This window comes from Spirillospora sp. CA-142024, assembly GCF_050942325.1.
Taxonomy (GTDB): domain Bacteria; phylum Actinomycetota; class Actinomycetes; order Streptosporangiales; family Streptosporangiaceae; genus Spirillospora.
This window is the reverse complement of sequence record NZ_CP192077.1, coordinates 2724625-2740264: the sequence shown is the minus strand read 5'-3', so window position 1 is coordinate 2740264 and position 15640 is coordinate 2724625. Positions and strand designations below refer to the sequence as shown.

12 protein-coding genes are annotated in these 15640 nt (G+C 74.1%); 7 read left to right on the top strand and 5 right to left on the bottom strand.

Annotated features, from left to right (window positions below):
* Positions 1 to 316: 316 nt before the first annotated feature.
* From ACQPZP_RS13275 to ACQPZP_RS13265, 3 genes are all read right to left on the bottom strand, one after another.
* The gene (locus ACQPZP_RS13275; protein WP_433477917.1) at positions 317 to 682 is read right to left on the bottom strand and encodes a hypothetical protein; all 366 of its coding nucleotides are present in this window, start codon (positions 680 to 682) and stop codon (positions 317 to 319) included.
* A 222-nt stretch (positions 683 to 904) separates the two neighbouring features.
* Positions 905 to 2404, bottom strand: a complete 1500-nt coding sequence (locus ACQPZP_RS13270; protein ID WP_433477916.1) for a CoA-acylating methylmalonate-semialdehyde dehydrogenase — start codon at positions 2402 to 2404, stop codon at positions 905 to 907.
* Positions 2401 to 3708 (bottom strand): aspartate aminotransferase family protein, encoded by a 1308-nt coding sequence (locus ACQPZP_RS13265; protein ID WP_433477915.1) that lies wholly within the window; start codon positions 3706 to 3708, stop codon positions 2401 to 2403. The genes ACQPZP_RS13270 and ACQPZP_RS13265 overlap by 4 nt, the downstream gene beginning before the upstream one ends.
* 146 nt (positions 3709 to 3854) lie before the next feature.
* Here ACQPZP_RS13265 and ACQPZP_RS13260 point away from each other — a divergent pair, with 146 nt between their 5' ends.
* Positions 3855 to 5471, top strand: a complete 1617-nt coding sequence (locus tag ACQPZP_RS13260) for a PucR family transcriptional regulator (RefSeq protein WP_433468061.1) — start codon at positions 3855 to 3857, stop codon at positions 5469 to 5471.
* A 56-nt stretch (positions 5472 to 5527) separates the two neighbouring features.
* A complete protein-coding gene (locus ACQPZP_RS13255) occupies positions 5528 to 6322 on the top strand; it encodes an alpha/beta fold hydrolase (RefSeq protein ID WP_433477914.1) in 795 nt (264 codons plus the stop codon).
* Here ACQPZP_RS13255 and ACQPZP_RS13250 read toward each other — a convergent pair.
* Positions 6285 to 7331, bottom strand: a complete 1047-nt coding sequence (locus ACQPZP_RS13250) for an NAD(P)H-dependent amine dehydrogenase family protein (RefSeq protein ID WP_433477913.1) — start codon at positions 7329 to 7331, stop codon at positions 6285 to 6287. The two genes, ACQPZP_RS13255 and ACQPZP_RS13250, sit on opposite strands and share 38 nt — an antisense overlap.
* Before the next feature lie 119 nt (positions 7332 to 7450).
* Here ACQPZP_RS13250 and ACQPZP_RS13245 point away from each other — a divergent pair, with 119 nt between their 5' ends.
* A complete protein-coding gene (locus ACQPZP_RS13245; protein ID WP_433477912.1) occupies positions 7451 to 8581 on the top strand; it encodes a carboxylate-amine ligase in 1131 nt (376 codons plus the stop codon).
* Positions 8582 to 8638: 57 nt separating this feature from the next.
* Here ACQPZP_RS13245 and ACQPZP_RS13240 read toward each other — a convergent pair whose 3' ends face one another.
* Entirely contained in the window at positions 8639 to 9139 is a 501-nt protein-coding gene (locus ACQPZP_RS13240; RefSeq protein WP_433477911.1) for a helix-turn-helix transcriptional regulator, read from the bottom strand.
* A 255-nt stretch (positions 9140 to 9394) separates the two neighbouring features.
* Between ACQPZP_RS13240 and ACQPZP_RS13235 the strand changes: the two genes are divergently transcribed.
* The 4 genes from ACQPZP_RS13235 to ACQPZP_RS13220 are packed head-to-tail and all read left to right on the top strand — an operon-like array spanning position 9395 to position 15640.
* Positions 9395 to 10591, top strand: a complete 1197-nt coding sequence (locus ACQPZP_RS13235) for a hypothetical protein (RefSeq protein ID WP_433477910.1) — start codon at positions 9395 to 9397, stop codon at positions 10589 to 10591.
* Positions 10588 to 12939, top strand: coding sequence for a tetratricopeptide repeat protein (locus ACQPZP_RS13230; protein WP_433477909.1), 2352 nt, complete (start codon positions 10588 to 10590; stop codon positions 12937 to 12939). Before ACQPZP_RS13235 ends, ACQPZP_RS13230 begins: the two co-directional genes overlap by 4 nt.
* A complete protein-coding gene (locus ACQPZP_RS13225; protein WP_433477908.1) occupies positions 12936 to 14309 on the top strand; it encodes a PP2C family serine/threonine-protein phosphatase in 1374 nt (457 codons plus the stop codon). Before ACQPZP_RS13230 ends, ACQPZP_RS13225 begins: the two co-directional genes overlap by 4 nt.
* Positions 14309 to 15640 (top strand): vWA domain-containing protein, encoded by a 1332-nt coding sequence (locus ACQPZP_RS13220; RefSeq protein ID WP_433468053.1) that lies wholly within the window; start codon positions 14309 to 14311, stop codon positions 15638 to 15640. Before ACQPZP_RS13225 ends, ACQPZP_RS13220 begins: the two co-directional genes overlap by 1 nt.

Below are 15640 nucleotides of genomic sequence, written 5' to 3'. Positions count from 1 at the left end.
CGGCGCATTAAATCGCAGGTCCTCCGCGCATTTCCCGCCGACCGCGGCCGGACCGGGCCGGAATTACCGAAGATCGCGACTCGGCCGTTTCCCGCGGGGGTTTCCAGAAGGTAAGAACCCCATGACCATTGCCGCATCCTTTGCTGCGCATTTCGGTCGGGGTGTTAACGGAGAAACCACCGGGGCCCCGGGGGACGGCGGGTGCTGGCGTCCGCGCCATACACGGAGGTTGCTGGAGAGGGATATGGCGCGGGCTGCCGTCCTGCCCGGGGCCGCGGCGGCACCGGCGGGCGTGGCGAGGTTGGGGAACAGCGGATCACCGTGCGGTGCTGCCTGGCCACGCGACCACCGGTACCCGGCCGAACGGCGACGGTGTGACGCCCTCGAGACGGAGGAGATTCGAGGGACGCCGCACGTCCTGCCGGGTGTCGCGGGACGGCCGTGCGGGGCCGTCGTGGGGTGCCGGCCGTCCGGCCGGCGAACGCCTGGGTGCGGCGTGCTTGACCACCTCGATCCGTGCGATGAGCCGCTGCGGGGTGTCGGCCTCAAGGAAGTCGCCGACGTCGCGGTCCTTGGGCGGCAGTGCCCACCAGTGGCCGGTGAACAGGCCGAACCAAATGGTCCAGCCCGGGAATCGCCTTCCGAGCGCGTCCACCTCTGCGGCGTGGTCGCCTGCGGTCATAGCGCGGCTCTCCTGCACATCCGGCTCCGCCGGCCGCGCGGCCAGCGGACCCCGTGTTTCTGACTGCCGACCCTGACTCATTAATTTCGCCTCAATTAATTGAGACAGTGAGATTGTGTCGCCCGACACAGACCTCGTCAATGGGTGGAGCCATTATTCATCCGCGCACACCGGACGAAAATTGACGACGGAAATCGCCGCAGGTAGGAAATTCCCGTGCGCTCAGCCGCCGGCGGGGAAGCCGAGGTTGACACCCCCGTGAGAGGGGTCCAGCCAGCGCGACGTGACGGCCTTGGTCCGCGTGTAGAAGTGGACGCCCTCCATCCCGTGGGCGTGGCTGTCCCCGAACAGGGAGTCCTTCCATCCGCCGAAGGAGTAGTAGGCCATCGGCACCGGGATCGGCACGTTCACGCCGACCATGCCGACCTCCACCTCGTTCTGGAAGCGGCGCGCGGCGCCGCCGTCGTTGGTGAAGATCGCGGTGCCGTTGCCGTACGGGTTGGCGGAGATCAACTCCATGGCGTCCTCGTAGGAGCCCGTCCGCACCACCGAAAGCACCGGGCCGAAGATCTCGTCCTTGTAGGCGTCCATGTCCGGGGTGACGTGGTCGAGGACCGCCGGGCCCAGCCAGAACCCGTCGCCCGCGCCGCCGAGGACGTCCGGGTCGCGCCCGTCGACGGCCAGCGTGGCGCCCTGCGCGACGGCGCCGTCCAGGTAGGAGGCCACCTTGTCCCGGTGCGCCTTCGTGACCAGCGGGCCCATCTCCGACTCCGGGTCGTCGCCGGGCCCGACCGTGAGCCCGGCGACGCGCTCGCGGATCTTGGCCGTCAGCTCGTCCCCGACCGGGTCCACGGCGACCACGACGGAGATCGCCATGCACCGCTCCCCCGCCGAGCCGAACCCGGCCGAGACGGCGGCGTCCGCGGCGAGGTCGAGATCGGCGTCCGGCAGCACGAGCATGTGGTTCTTGGCGCCGCCGAGCGCCTGCACCCGCTTCCCGTTCGCCGCCGCGGTCGCGTAGATGTAGCGCGCGATCGGGGTGGATCCGACGAAGCTGACCGCCTTGACGTCCGGGTGGTGCAGCAGCCCGTCCACCGCGGCCTTGTCACCGTGGACGACGTTGAAGACGCCGTCCGGCAGCCCCGCCTCCGCCCACAGCTCGGCGAGCCGGACCGACGCCGACGGGTCCTTCTCGGACGGCTTGAGCACGAACGTGTTCCCGCAGGCGATCGCCACCGGGAACATCCACATCGGCACCATCGCCGGGAAGTTGAACGGGGTGATCCCGGCGGCCACGCCGATCGGCTGCAGGATCGAGTAGGCGTCCACCCGGGTGGAGACGTTCTCGGAGAAGCCGCCCTTGAGCAGGTGCGGGATGCCGCAGGCGAACTCGGCGACCTCCAGGCCGCGGGCCACCTCGCCCGCCGCGTCCGAGACCACCTTGCCGTGTTCGGACGAGATCAGCCGGGCCAGCTCGCCGCGGTGCGCGCTGACCAGCTCGCGGAACGCGAACAGCACCTTCGTGCGCTGCGACAGCGAGGCGTCCCGCCAGCCGGGGAACGCGGCCTTCGCGGCGGCCACGGCGGCGTCGACCTCGGCCTGCGCGGCGAAGTCGACCGTCCCCGCGAGACGTCCGGAGGCGGGCTCGTAGAGGTCGCCCCTGCGGGCGGCCTCCCCGGCGAACGGCTTCCCGCCGATCCAGTGCGTGACGTGCTTGCTCATGAGGTGGCCTCCGCATTCACTGCTTCAAGGGACGCGATCAGAATGCCGAGGCCCTCGGCGGCCTCGTCGTCGGTCAGGGTCATCGGCGGTGCCATGCGCACCACATTGCCGTACAGGCCGCCCTTGCCGACCAGCAGCCCCCGCTCCCGGGCGGCCTCCATCAACGCGGCGGCGAGCGGCGGGCTCGGCTCGCCGGTCTCCGGGTCGGCCAGCTCGATCGCGAACATCAGTCCCTTGCCGCGGACGTCCGCGACGACCGGGAACCGGCCGGCCGCCGCCGACAGCCCGCCGATCAGCGTCGCGCCCTGCCTCGCCGCGTTCGCCTGCAGGTCGTGGTCGAGGACGTGGTCGAGCGTGGCGTTCGCGGCGGCCATCGAGACGGGATTGCCGCCGAAGGTGGAGATGCCGACCGCGTGCAGGCCGTCCATGAGATCGCCCCTGGCGACGACGCCGCCGACGGCGAAGCCGTTCCCGAGGCCCTTGGCGAACGTCATCATGTCCGGGGTCACGCCATGGTTGCCGATCCCCCAGAAGCTCTGGCCCGTCCGCCCCCACCCGGTCTGGACCTCGTCGGAGATGAACAGGATCCCGAACTCGTCCAGCACGCTCTTGTACGCGGCGAACAGCCCGTCCGGCGGCATGGTGAAGCCGCCGACGCCCTGGATCGGCTCGGCGATCAGCGCGGCGACGTCCCCCCCGGTCGCGGTGGCGAGCACGTGCCTGAGGTCCTGCACGCACACGTCGATGTACTGCTCGTCCGGCATGCCGGCGAACTGCGGGAGGTGGCGGTCCGCGCCGTGCAGGAAGTGGACGTCCAGCGGCGAGAACGACAGGTTCGTCCAGGCGCGGTTGCCGGTCACGCCGGTCGCGGCGAACGACCGGCCGTGATAGCTCTGCCGCATCGCGAGCACCTGGTCGCTGCGCCGCGCGTGGGCGGCCAGCAGCAGCGCCGTCTCGTTCGCCTCGGTGCCGGAGTTGGCGAAGAACACCTTCGCGTCCGGGATGCCCGACAGCCGGGCGATCTTCTCGGCCAGCTCCACCTGCCCGCGCAGCAGGTACGCGGTGGAAGTGTGCACGACGCCGGTCGCCAGCTGCCGCTCCACCGCGCCCCGCACCTCGGGGACGTCGTACCCGAGCATGTTCGTGAGGATGCCGGTGAAGAAGTCGAGATAGCCGTGCCCCTCGGCGTCGGTCACGCGGTTGCCCTTGCCGCCGACGATCTCGATGGGGTCCCGGTAGTTGAGCGCCATCCAGGACGGCATGACCGCCCGGTGGCGCCGGAGCAGGTTCGCGTGTTCCGACATGGGACAAGTCTCGGCCGAGCGGGCGGCGGCGGCCACCCGCAGAGTGTCACGGGCGGCCACTTCTCGTTAACGGTCTGGCTGCGGCTGACATCCTGTAACGACAGGATCGTCGCCGTTGACACCCTGTCCGGATATCCTCGCGGGTGATGCTGCCCACTGTCGACGACGTCCTCCAGCTCGACGCGGTACGCCGCGGCCAGCCGCACGTCGTCGCGGGCGCGGACCGGATCGGCAACCGGGTCCGCTGGGTGCACGTCGCCGAGGTCACCGACATCGCCCACCTGCTGCACGGCGGCGAACTCGTCCTCACCACCGGGATCGCGCTGCCCGACGAGCCCGAGCGGCTGCGCGCCTACATCGCCGACCTCGCCGAGGTCGGCGTGAGCGGCCTGATGATCGAGCTGGGCCGGCGCTACGCCAGCGTCCTGCCGCCCCCGCTGATCGCCGCCGCCGAGGAGTACGGCCTCCCGGTCATCGTGCTGGCGCACGAGCCCGCGTTCGTCGACATCACCGAGTCCGTGCACGCGCGGATCGTCCAGGAGCAGTTCGCCGAGCTGCGCGCCTCCGAGCAGCTCCACGAGATCTTCACCCAGCTGTCGGTCGAGGGCGCCTCCACCGACGAGGTCGTCCGGCAGGTCGCGGCGCTGGGCGGGCACCCGGTCGTGCTGGAGAACCTCGCCCACCAGGTGCTCGCCGCGGACGCCGGCGGCGACGACCCGGCGGAGCTGCTGTCGGCCTGGGAGACCCGGTCCCGCGCCGTCCGGCCCGGGCGCCGCACCGGCTACGACGAGGCGTCCGGCTGGCTGGTCACCATGGTGGGCGCGCGCGGGGAGGACTGGGGCCGGCTGATCGTCGACCTCGGCTCGCCGCCGTCCCCGCGGGAGACCGTGCTGATCGAGCGGGCCGCCACCACCCTCGCCCTCGGCCGGCTGCTCGACCGGCACGCCGAGAGCGTCGAGCGGCAGGCGCACGGGACGATCATCGCCCGCATCCTCGCGCACGCCTACTCCGACCCGCAGGAGGCCGCCGCCCGCGCCCGCGCGCTCGGCGTCCCGCTGTCCGGCCGGCGGCTGCTCGGCGCCGTGCTCCGGCACCGCGGGCCCGCCGCCTCCGCCCCGCCCGTGGGAGAGCTGTCCCAGCTCGCCGAGACGGCCGCGGCCGCCTGCAAGGACGCCCGCCTCGCCGCCCTCGTCGGGGTCCTGGACGAGGGCGGCCCGCACGCCCGCGTCGGCGTCCTCGCCTCCCTGCCCGCCCGCGCCGACGCGGAGACGGCCCTCACCGAGGTCGCCACCCGCATCCGCAAGCAGTCCGGCGACACCGTGATGGCCGCCGGTTCGGTCGTGGAGACGATCAGCGATGTCCGCCGCTCGTTCCTGGAGGCCGAGCAGGTCGCCGACGTCGCCGCCCGCGGGTCCGGCGCCCGCCTCTTCTACCGCCTCCCCGACCTGCGGCTCCGCGGCCTCCTCCACCTGCTCCGCGACGACGCCCGGGTGCAGACCTTCGTCGAGCGCGAGCTCGGCCCGCTCCTGGAGTACGACGCCGAGCGCGGCAGCGACCTCACCCGCATCCTGGAGCTCTACCTCGAATCCGGCCGGAACAAGGCCGTCGCCGCCCAGCGGGCCCACCTCTCCCGCCCCGCCTTCTACGAGCGCCTGCGCCGCATAGAGCGCGTCCTGGACGCCGACCTCGACGACGTGGAGTCGTGCGTCTCCTTCCACGTGGCGCTGCTGGCCCTGTCGTCCGTCCGCTGGGAGCGCCCTTGATCCGTGACCGGTGAAGGCCGTCCGCTGCGGGCCCTCCCGCGCTTACGCTTTACGTCATGGCGGACGCGGTATTGCACGTTCATCGATATGGGGAACCGGCCGGGGCGCCGGTCGTCCTGCTCCACGGCGTCACCGGCCACGGCGCGCGCTGGAGGCGGACCGCCGAGCGGTTCCTGGCGGACCGCTCCGTCCTCGCCCCCGACCTGCGCGGGCACGGCCGGTCGACGCACGAGCCGCCGTGGACGGTCGAACGCCATGTGGGCGACGTCCTGGCCATGATGGACGCCGAGGGCGTCGAGCGGGCCGACCTCGTCGGGCACTCCTACGGCGGGATGATCGCGCTGCATCTGGCGCGGACGGCGCCGCGGCGGGTACGGCGGCTGCTGCTGCTGGACCCGGCGATCGGGCTCGACCCGGCCAAGGCCGCCGGCGAGGCGCGCGGGTACCTGGCGCCGGCGTCGTTCGGCGACGTGGCGGAGGCGCGCGCCTACCGGGCGGCGCACTGGTCGCAGGCGCCGGGCGAGGCCGTGGACGAGGAGGTCGCCGAGCATCTGGAGCACGGCCCGGACGGGCGGCTCCGGTGGCGGTTCGAGCCCGCCGCGGTGGTGACGGCCTACTCGGAGATGGCCCGCCCGCACATGGCCCCGCCCGCGGGCATGCCCACCCACCTGGTCATCGCGACGGAGGCCGACCTCGTCCGGCCCGAGCTCGTGGTGGACCTCCGGGAGGCGCTCGGGCCGTGCCTCGACATCACCGAGATCGAGGCCGGGCACATGCTCTACGTCGACCGGCCGGAGGAGACCGGCGCGCTGATCAGCACCTGGCTGGACGGAGCAGACGCCGCCCGGTGATCGGCGGCAGGGTCAGCGGAGTGTGCAGGCCGGGCGACGCCTCGGCCACGGCCCGGACGGCCCCGCCCATCCTCAGCGCGGACGCCCCGGCAGCCCCGGCCTCCCCCCTCCGCTCCGCTCCGGGAGCCGGGTCGGCGATGTCCACCCGCCAGGGCGGCTCGCCGTCGATCTCGACGCGGTGGCCGCCGCCGCCCGCGGGCGGCGCAGGCCAGTGCGGGGCGATGTCCGCGCGCAATCGCGCGATGCGGTCGATCGTGATCACTGGACGGCCGCGCAGCATGCCGGCCACCCGGAACCGCAGCCCGGCCAGGGTCCCCTCGGCGATCGGGCCGATGTCCTCGGGGGCGGCGCAGAGTTCATAGGTCTCGCACACGTCGTCCAGCGGGACCGCCAGGTGCTCGGCGAGCAGGCGGACGACCGGCCCCCATTTCCGCCGCGGTGTGCCCGGCCGCACGATCGGCGGACGGCGGCCGATGGGGTTGCCGAAGCCGTGCCGGGTGACGGTCGCGGGGTCGTCCCGGCAGGTGAACCCGGTGATGGTGACGCCGTGGATGCGCAGGCAGGCGCCGCTGAGCACCAGGGGGAGCACGTCGTTCACCAGGCCGGGCCCGATGGTGAGGCAGGCGGCGCCGCCGGTCGCGCACGCCGAGCGGAGCCGGCGGACGAGCGCCCGGTCGGCGGACGGCGGGTGGACCAGCTCCGGCAGGACGCCGGAGACCACGCCGATGCCCGCTTCCAGGATGCGGCACATCTCCCCGGCCACGTCGCGGGCGGAGGACGCCGTGTGGCAGATGACGTGCGGGCGCAGCGCCAGGAGGGCCGCCGGGTCGTCGGTCGCGAGAACCCCGGTGGGGCGGCCGTTTCCGGCCAGCTCGGCGGCGTCCGCCCCGACGTGCTTCGGGTCGCCGGTGACGACGCCCGCGAGTTCGAGATCCGGATGCTCGATGAGGGCGGAAAGCGCCAGCCTGCCGGCGTTTCCCGTGCCCCACTGGCCGACGAGATAGGACATACCACCAACTTTCGACCAAGCGCTCGGTCAACCGCGGGGCGCATTGTAGGCACGGCCGTTCCGCGAGGACGAGCCCCGCGGGGGACGTACATCGGTGCGCTGCCGGGAAGGACACTCTGGTGACACTTCGCACGGGTCCGCGCACATTCGGGGTGGAGGAGGAACTGCTCCTCGTCGATCCCGAGAGCGGTGCGCCCCAGGCCGTCTCCGGTTCCGTCATCCGCTACGCGCAGCGCCACGACGAGCTGTTCCTGACCGGCGGCCGGCGCTCCAAACCCCTGGAGACCGAACTGCAGCGCGAGCAACTGGAGACCGCCACCCCGGTCTGCGCCACGCTCGGCGAGCTGTCGGAGCATGTCCGGTCGGCGCGGCTCGCCGCGGCGCAGTCGGCGGCCGGGGTCGGCGTCGCGGTGGCGGCGCTGGCGACGTCACCGGTCAGCGTCCGGCCGTCGCTCACCCCGTCGCACCGCTACCTGCTGATGGCGGACGCCTACGGGCTCACCGCCGACGAGCAGCTCACCTGCGGCTGCCACGTGCACGTCGGCATCGATTCCCCGGACGAGGGCGTCGCCGTCCTGGACCGGATCCGGCCGTGGCTGCCGCCGCTGCTGGCGCTCAGCGCGAACTCGCCGTTCTGGCAGGGCGCCGACACCGGCTACGACAGCTGGCGGCACCAGGTCTGGAGCCGCTGGCCGTCCAGCGGCCCGACCGAGCTGTTCGGCTCGGCGAAGGGGTACCGGACGACGGTCGAGGAACTCCTCGCGACGGGCGCGCTGGTGGACGAGGGCATGATCTACTTCGACGCCCGCCTCTCCCGGCGCTACCCGACCGTGGAGATCCGGGTGCCGGACGTGTGCCTGGACGCCGACGACGCCGTGCTGATGGCGGCGTTCGTCCGGGCACTGGTCGACACGGCCGCCGCCGAGTGGCAGGCCGGTGAGCCGCCCGACCCGGTGCGCGCCGACCTGATGCGGCTGGCGATGTGGCGGGCGGGGCGCTCGGGGCTGCGCAACGACCTCGTCCACCCGTGCACCCGCCGCGCCGCCCCGGCCCGCGAGGTGGTGCAGGAGCTGCTCGGCCACCTGTCCCCGGCGCTCGACCGCTCGGGCGATCTCGACACGGTCACCACCCTGCTCCAGGGCCTGCTGCGACGCGGCAACGGCGCCCAGCGCCAGCGCGCGGACTTCACCCGCACGAGTGACGTCACGGCCGTCGTCACCAACGCCGTCCACCACACGGCCGCGGTCTGACACGCGGACGCGGGGCCCCGGAGCCGCGGCGCTCGCGGCTCCGGGGCCGATGCCGGGTCAGGCCGTCCGGCGCTTCTGGAAGGGGAGGTAGCGGTCGGCGCGGCGGGGACGCGCGAGCAGGCCGGTGGACTCGACGGCGAGGATGCGGTCGAAGCGGAAGGCGCGCACGCCGCGCCGCATCCGGCACCAGCCGACGAGGTACCAGTGGTCGCGGTGGACGAGGCAGGTGACCGGCTCGACCTCGCGGATCGTGACGTTGGCGCCGGCGTCGCCGTAGCAGAGCCGGACGACGCGGTGCTCGGTGATGGCCGCGGCGATCACCCGGGCGCGGTCGGAGGTGGAGACGTCCAGGGGCTTGGTGAGGGTGGCGAGCGTGGTGGTGACCACGTCGTCGTGCGGAGTGGCGTCGAGGAGGGTGTGCAGGGCCCGGCGCGCGGTGGTGGCCTGCGGGCCGGTGCCGAGGTGCGCCAGCGAGAGCGCGAGGGCGGCGATCTCCGCCGCCGTGAGCGCGGCCGGCGCGGTGGGCGCGGTCTGGGGGTGCGTCGCAACGTTCGCCATGGTTCGATCATACGTTCGAACACTGACATTTTGGAGGTCCCGGGCACGGTCCGGCCGGGTCAGGTGACGCAGCGGCGGGCGGCCGGAGGCCATGATCGGCTTCGCGCTTGAGAAGGCGCCCTCGCATGGGGAAAACTGAGGCACGAAACGTGCTCTATTCGGGGGAATCGGGGGCGAACATGGGCCTAGCGTGGACCGGCGTTGAGTGACGCGCGCGTGGGCCGGCCCCCGATGAGCCGAGACGAGGCGGACAGGATGCTCGCACGCCTCAGGGACGAGAAGGAGCGCATCGGCGGCGCGCTGCTGGAACTGGAGGCCCACCAGGGCTACCAGCTGCTGGAGGGCGCGACGCTGGCCGGCGAGACGCTGAGCCTGCAGTCCGACGTGCGAGCGCGCATGGCGTCCCTGTGGATGCTGTACGACCTCTATGGGAACGTTCTCTCCGCCGCCGAGGACCTCAGGGCCCGCCACAACCGGCCTGGGCAGGCGCAGCTCGCCGAGCTCACCCGGCTGCTCGACGGCCCGTCGGTGGAGATGCCCGCCAGGGAGGTGCCGCTGGAGCAGCGGACCCTGCTGTCCGTGCCCTCCGGCGAGAAGCTGACTTTGCGCGCGGCGGTCGACCGGATGACGCCGCTGTACGAGGAGGTCGCGCGGTCCGTCGCCGCGCTCGACACCGTCTGGTCGACGCTGCTGTCGCGGCTCGCGGAGGTCGAGGCCGAGCGGCGGGCGGCCGAGGAGCTGCTGGAGTCGCTCGGCGGAGTGGACCCGGACTTCGAGCGGCTCCGCGGCGAGCTGGAGTCCGTCGCCGCGGTCGTGCGCTCCGACCCGCTGGCGCTGGCCCGGGACGGCCTCGCCGACACCGCCCGGCTGGACGCGGTCCGCACGGGTCTCGCCGCGGCGCGCCGCGCCCTGGAGGAGGCGGAACGGCTGCGCGACGGGTTCGCCGGCCGGATCCGCGGCGTCGCCGCCGTCCTGGACCTGCTGCGCGAGGCGGAGGCGGAGGCGCGCGCCGTCCGCGACGAGGTGGTCGCCAAGATCGCCTCTCCGGTACTGCCGGACCTGCCCGGCTCCGCCGCCGCGCTCGCCGACCGGCTCACCGCCGTCACCCGGCCCGGCGCGGGCACGGCCGCGCGGGGCGCCGGGTGGAACGACGTCGCGCGGCGCGTCGCCGACCTGGAGCGCGCGGCGGACACGGCGCTGGCGCAGGCGCGCGAGACCGTCGGCGTCATCCGGGGGCTGCTGGACCGGCGCGAGGAACTGCGCGGCCGGCTGCAGGCGTACCGGGTGAAGGCCGCGCGGCTCGGCCACGCGGAGGACGCCGAACTGGCCGGGCTCTACGAACAGGTACGCGTGCTGCTGTGGACCTCCCCGTGCGATCTGCGGAAGGCGACCGTGGCGCTGAGCGGATACCAGCGGGCCATCACCTCACGGGCTAAGGGAGCGGATCGATGAGCCAGTGCGCGCAGCCGGGCTGCGGCGGGACGATCTCGGACGGCTACTGCGACGTCTGCGGCAACCCGCCGGCATCCGCCGCGCCGAGCGTCCCCGCCCCGCGCCCGCCGATGGAGCGGCCGGACGACGCGTGCCGCCAGGCCGGCTGCACCGGCACGATCATGGACGGCTACTGCGACGTGTGCGGCAACCCGCCGGCGCACACGACCCGGGTGCCGACGAGCGGGCCCGGCACGTCCGGTACGTCCGGCACCGCGGGCACCACGGGCACGGGCGGCACCCGGACGGGCAGCACCCGCACCGGGTCGTCCCGCTCGTCCGGCCGCCGGGGCATGCTCGGGGCCGGGCTCGTCGAGGTGCCGCGCGTCCCCTACCGGGACCCGTCCGGGGCCGTGCTGAGCGACCCGGAGGTCGCGGAGTCCAAGCGGTACTGCAGCGGCTGCGGCGAGCCCGTCGGCCGGGGCCGCGGCGACCGCCCGGGGCGGACGGAGGGCTTCTGCCCGAAGTGCGGCGCCCGGTTCTCCTTCACCCCGAAGCTCGGCCCGGGCGACCTCGTCGGCGGCCAGTACGGGGTGCTGGGCTGCCTCGCCCACGGCGGGCTCGGCTGGATCTACCTCGCCAAGGACAAGAACGTCAGCGACCGCTGGGTGGTGCTGAAGGGGCTGCTCGACAGCGGGGACGCCGACGCGATGGAGGCGGCGGCCGCCGAGCGCGCCTACCTCGCCGAGGTCGAGCACCCGAACATCGTCAAGATCTACAACTTCGTCCAGCACGACGGCGACGGCTACATCGTCATGGAGTACGTGGGCGGGCAGTCCCTCAAGGACATCCTGCTCCAGCAGCCGCTGCCCGCGGGCGAGAAGCACCTCCCGCTCGCGCAGGCCATCGCGTACGGGCTGGAGGTGCTGCGGGCGTTCGAGTACCTGCACGCGCAGGGCCTCGTCTACTGCGACTTCAAGCCGGACAACGTGATCCAGTCCGAGGAGCAGCTGCGGCTGATCGACCTCGGCGGGGTCCGGCGGCTGGACGACCCGGACGGCGCCATCTACGGCACCGTCGGCTACCAGGCGCCCGAGATCGCCGACGCGGGGCCGTCCGTCTCGTCCGACCTGTACACGGTCGGCCGGGCCCTGGCCGTGCTCAGCTTCCCGTTCAAGGGCTACACCAGGAAGTACGTCGACTCGATACCGCCGCGCTCGGAGATCTCCGTGCTCGACCGGTTCGAGTCCTACGACCGGCTGCTCCGCCGCGCGACGCACAAGGAGCCGTCGGCGCGGTTCCAGGACGCGGCCGAGATGGCCGAGCAGCTCACCGGCGTGCTGCGCGAGGTCCTGGCGGCCGAGGACGGCACGCCGCGCCCCGCGCCGTCCGGGCTGTTCGGCCCGGAGCGCTTCACCACCCGGATGGCGGGCGGGACGCGGGAGGAGTCCGCGCTGCCGCCCGTCCCGCCGGCGGTGGCCGCGGCGGCGCTGCCGGTGCCGCTGGTGGACGGCGCCGACCCAGCCGCCGCGTTCGTCTCCGGGCTCGGCGCACTGGAGCCCGCGCAGGCCGCCGAGGCGGCCTCGAACGCGCCGGAGCGCACGCCCGAGGTCAGGCTGGCGCTCGCCCGCGCCAAGATCGAGCTGGGCGAGGCCGGCGATGCGGACGAACTGCTCGACGAGCTCGCCACCGAACGTCCCGCCGACTGGCGGATCGGCTGGTACCGCGCCGTCGGCCTGCTCGCCCAGGGCCGGGTGGACGAGGCCGCGCCCCTCTTCGACCGGCTGTACGGGCTGCTGCCCGGCGAGCCGGCGCCCAAGCTGGCCCTCGCCTACTGCCGCGAGCGCTCGGCGCCCCGGGAGGCCCTCCGCCTGTACGAGATGGTGTGGCGCACCGACCAGAGCTACATCAACGCGGCGTTCGGGCTCGCCCGCGTGCATCTGGCGGCGGATGACCGGCGCTCCGCCGTGGCCACTCTCGACTCGGTGCCGAAGATCTCCATCCGGTACGTTCCCGCGCAGGTGGCGGCGGTCGCGACGACGGTCCGCGGCCGTCCGCCCGCCGAGCTTTCGGCGGCCGAGCTGGTCGCCGCCGGTGACCGGCTCGCCGCCCTCGACCTGGACGCCGAACGCCGCGAGCGGCTCGCCGCCGAGGTGCTGGAGGCCGCGCTCGGCTGGCTCCTGGACGGCTCCGGCACGGCGGCGAGGACGCAGGGCGGTGCCCTGTTCGGCTCCCCCCTCGCCGAGAGACCGCTGCGTCTCCTGCTGGAGAAGACCTACCGGGAGCTGGCGCACCGCACCCGTGACCGGGACGAGTGCCGCCGGCTCGTCGACTCCGCCAACGCGATACGCCCGAGGACGCTGCTGTGACCGACGACCACACCGGAGCCGGCAACACCGGAGCCGACGCCACCGGAGCCGACGCCACCGGAGCCGACCACGCGAAGGCGGCGGAGCTGTCGTGCCCCGCCTGCGGCGCGGTCGTGTTCGCCGAGGAGATCTTCTGCGAGGAGTGCGGCCACCGGCTGGCCGAGGCCCCGCCCGCGTCCGCGCCGGCGGGCCGCGACGGCGCGACGATCAGGCAGGAGTCGTCGCCGTCCGCGCGCCGGCCCGGGGGCCCGTGCCCCGGGTGCGGCGGGACGGCGATCGACGCGGACGGCTACTGCGAGACGTGCGGGCTCCGCCAGCCCGCCGAACGCGACCACGTCGAGATCGAGCTGCCCGCCCACGGCGCCGGGAACGGGGCCCGGCCGGCCGTCGCCGCGGGCGCGAGCGACCGCGGCCTCCGCTACAGCCGCAACGAGGACGCGCTCGCCCTCGCCGCCCACGCCGCCGGGATCGCGGTCGTCGTGTCCGACGGCGTCGGGTCCTCGCAGCGTCCCGAGGAGGCGTCCCGCGCGGCCGCCGACACCGGCGCCGCCGAACTGGTGGAACGCCTCGACTCCGGCGAGGACGCCGAGGACGCCACCCGGCACGCGGCGCTGCGGGCCGCCGCGGCGGTCGCGGCCCTCTCCACGTCGCCGTCCGACGCGCCCTCGTGCACGTACGTGTCGGCGGTGACGCGCGGCCCGGTGGTCACCGTCGGCTGGATCGGCGACAGCCGCGCCTACTGGCTGTCCGCGGAGGGCGCCGCGGAGCCGGCCGTGAACGGGGCGCCGGGCCCGGCTCCGGACGAGGCCGGCGCGGACGAGGTCAGCACCGGCGACATGGCGGAGCTCGGCTCGTCCCGCCGGCTCACCGAGGACGACTCGTGGGCCGCGTTCATGGTCGCCGAGGGCTCGCTGACCGAGGCCGAGGCGGAGGCGCACCCGAACGCGCACGTCATCACGGCGTGGCTCGGCGCCGACGCGGGCCAGGTCAGCCCGCACATCGCGACGTTCCGGCCGTCGGGCCCCGGCACCCTGCTGGTCTGCAGCGACGGCCTGTGGAACTACTTCCCCGGGGCCGGTGACCTGGCGGCCCTGCTGGCCGGCGCCCCCGAGGCCGGCCCGGGTGGCACGGAAGGCGAAACGGGCGGCGCCCCCGAGGACGGCGCGGACGCCGAAGCGGGCGGGGGCGCGGGCGAACCGGCGCACGATCCGGCGGCGGACCCGCTCGGCGTCGCGCGGATGCTGGTCCGGCAGGCCCTGGACGCCGGCGGCCGCGACAACATCACCGTCGCCGTGATCCCGCTCCCCTCACCCGGCACGACCGACAGCCGCATCCACGAGAGCATCCCGCAGAGCACGGAGCAGCCCTGATGAGCGAGCAGCCGCAGTTCACGATCTCGATCGACCAGAACAAGTACCTGCCCGAGGGCGGACGCGAGGTGCACGCCGTGGTGTCGGTCGAGGCGACCGCCGCGGCGGGCGCCCCCGTCCCGTCCTCGACGCGGGCCTCCGAGGTCATCATCATCGACACCTCGGGATCGATGTCCTACCCCGAGACCAAGCTGCGCGCCGCGGTCGCGGCGGCGCAGGTCGCGATCGACACACTGCGCGACGGCGTCGAGTTCGCCGTCGTCTCCGGTTCCAACTCCGCCGCGATGGTCTTCCCGCGGCACCCGGGGCTGGTCGCGGCGACGCCGGAGACCCGCGCGGAGGCCAAGCACGTGCTGAGCGGCCTGCGGGCGTCCGGCGGCACCGCGATCGGGTCGTGGCTGCGGCTGGCCGACCAGCTGTTCGGCGACCGGGCCGGCATCCGGCACGCGATCCTGCTGACCGACGGCAAGAACCAGCACGAGACGGCCGCCGAGCTCGACGCGGCCCTGAACCAGGTCGGCGGCCGGTTCGTGTGCGACTGCCGCGGCGTCGGCACCGACTGGGAGGTCGCCGAGCTGCGCAAGGTCGCGTCCGCCCTGCTCGGCAGCGTCGACATCGTGGCGGACCCGGCGGGGCTGGTCGCCGACTTCCGCGCCATGACCGAGGCGGCGATGGGCAAGTCCGTCGCCGACGTCGCGCTGCGCGTCTGGACCCCGCAGACGGCGAACCTGCGGTTCGTCAAGCAGGTCATGCCGTCGGTGGAGGACCTCACCGGCAAGCGCGTCGACTCGGCGCCGCAGGCGGGCGACTACCCGCTCGGCGCGTGGGGCGCGGAAAGCCGCGACTACCACATCTGCGTGGAGGTGCCGCCCGGCGAGGTCGGAAAGGAACTGCGCGCCGCGTGGGTGAAGCTGGTCGTACCGGGCGCGCCCGGTGAGGAGGCGCAGGTCCTCGCGAGCGCGAACGTCCTCGCCCAGTGGACGGACGACGAGGCGGAGTCCACCCGGATCAACCCGCGGGTGGCGCACTACACCGGGCAGGCCGAGCTGGCCTCGGCGATCCAGGAGGGGCTGCAGGCCCGCAAGGACGGCGACCTCGACACCGCGACCGCGCGGCTCGGCCGGGCCGTGGTCCTCGCCGACGAGGCCGGGAACGACGCGATCACCGCGATGCTCCGCAAGGTCGTGGACGTCGTCGACCCGGCGACCGGCACCGTCAGGCTGAAGCGCGACATCGACAAGGCCGCCGAGATGGAGCTCGACACCCGCTCCAGCAAGACGGTCCGGACGCGCAAGGACGAGACCGTGACCACCAGGAGGGGCGAGGGCTGA

What these genes read in the sequence shown, in the direction of transcription:
- ACQPZP_RS13240 (WP_433477911.1), bottom strand. Translation starts at nt 9,139, where the DNA reads ATGGCGAACGTTGCGACGCACCCCCAGACCGCGCCCACCGCGCCGGCC.
- ACQPZP_RS13265 (WP_433477915.1), bottom strand. Translation starts at nt 3,708, where the DNA reads ATGTCGGAACACGCGAACCTGCTCCGGCGCCACCGGGCGGTCATGCCG.
- ACQPZP_RS13270 (WP_433477916.1), bottom strand. Translation starts at nt 2,404, where the DNA reads ATGAGCAAGCACGTCACGCACTGGATCGGCGGGAAGCCGTTCGCCGGG.
- ACQPZP_RS13230 (WP_433477909.1), top strand. Translation starts at nt 10,588, where the DNA reads ATGAGCCAGTGCGCGCAGCCGGGCTGCGGCGGGACGATCTCGGACGGC.
- ACQPZP_RS13235 (WP_433477910.1), top strand. Translation starts at nt 9,395, where the DNA reads ATGCTCGCACGCCTCAGGGACGAGAAGGAGCGCATCGGCGGCGCGCTG.
- ACQPZP_RS13250 (WP_433477913.1), bottom strand. Translation starts at nt 7,331, where the DNA reads ATGTCCTATCTCGTCGGCCAGTGGGGCACGGGAAACGCCGGCAGGCTG.
- ACQPZP_RS13260 (WP_433468061.1), top strand. Translation starts at nt 3,855, where the DNA reads ATGCTGCCCACTGTCGACGACGTCCTCCAGCTCGACGCGGTACGCCGC.
- ACQPZP_RS13255 (WP_433477914.1), top strand. Translation starts at nt 5,528, where the DNA reads ATGGCGGACGCGGTATTGCACGTTCATCGATATGGGGAACCGGCCGGG.
- ACQPZP_RS13275 (WP_433477917.1), bottom strand. Translation starts at nt 682, where the DNA reads ATGACCGCAGGCGACCACGCCGCAGAGGTGGACGCGCTCGGAAGGCGA.
- ACQPZP_RS13220 (WP_433468053.1), top strand. Translation starts at nt 14,309, where the DNA reads ATGAGCGAGCAGCCGCAGTTCACGATCTCGATCGACCAGAACAAGTAC.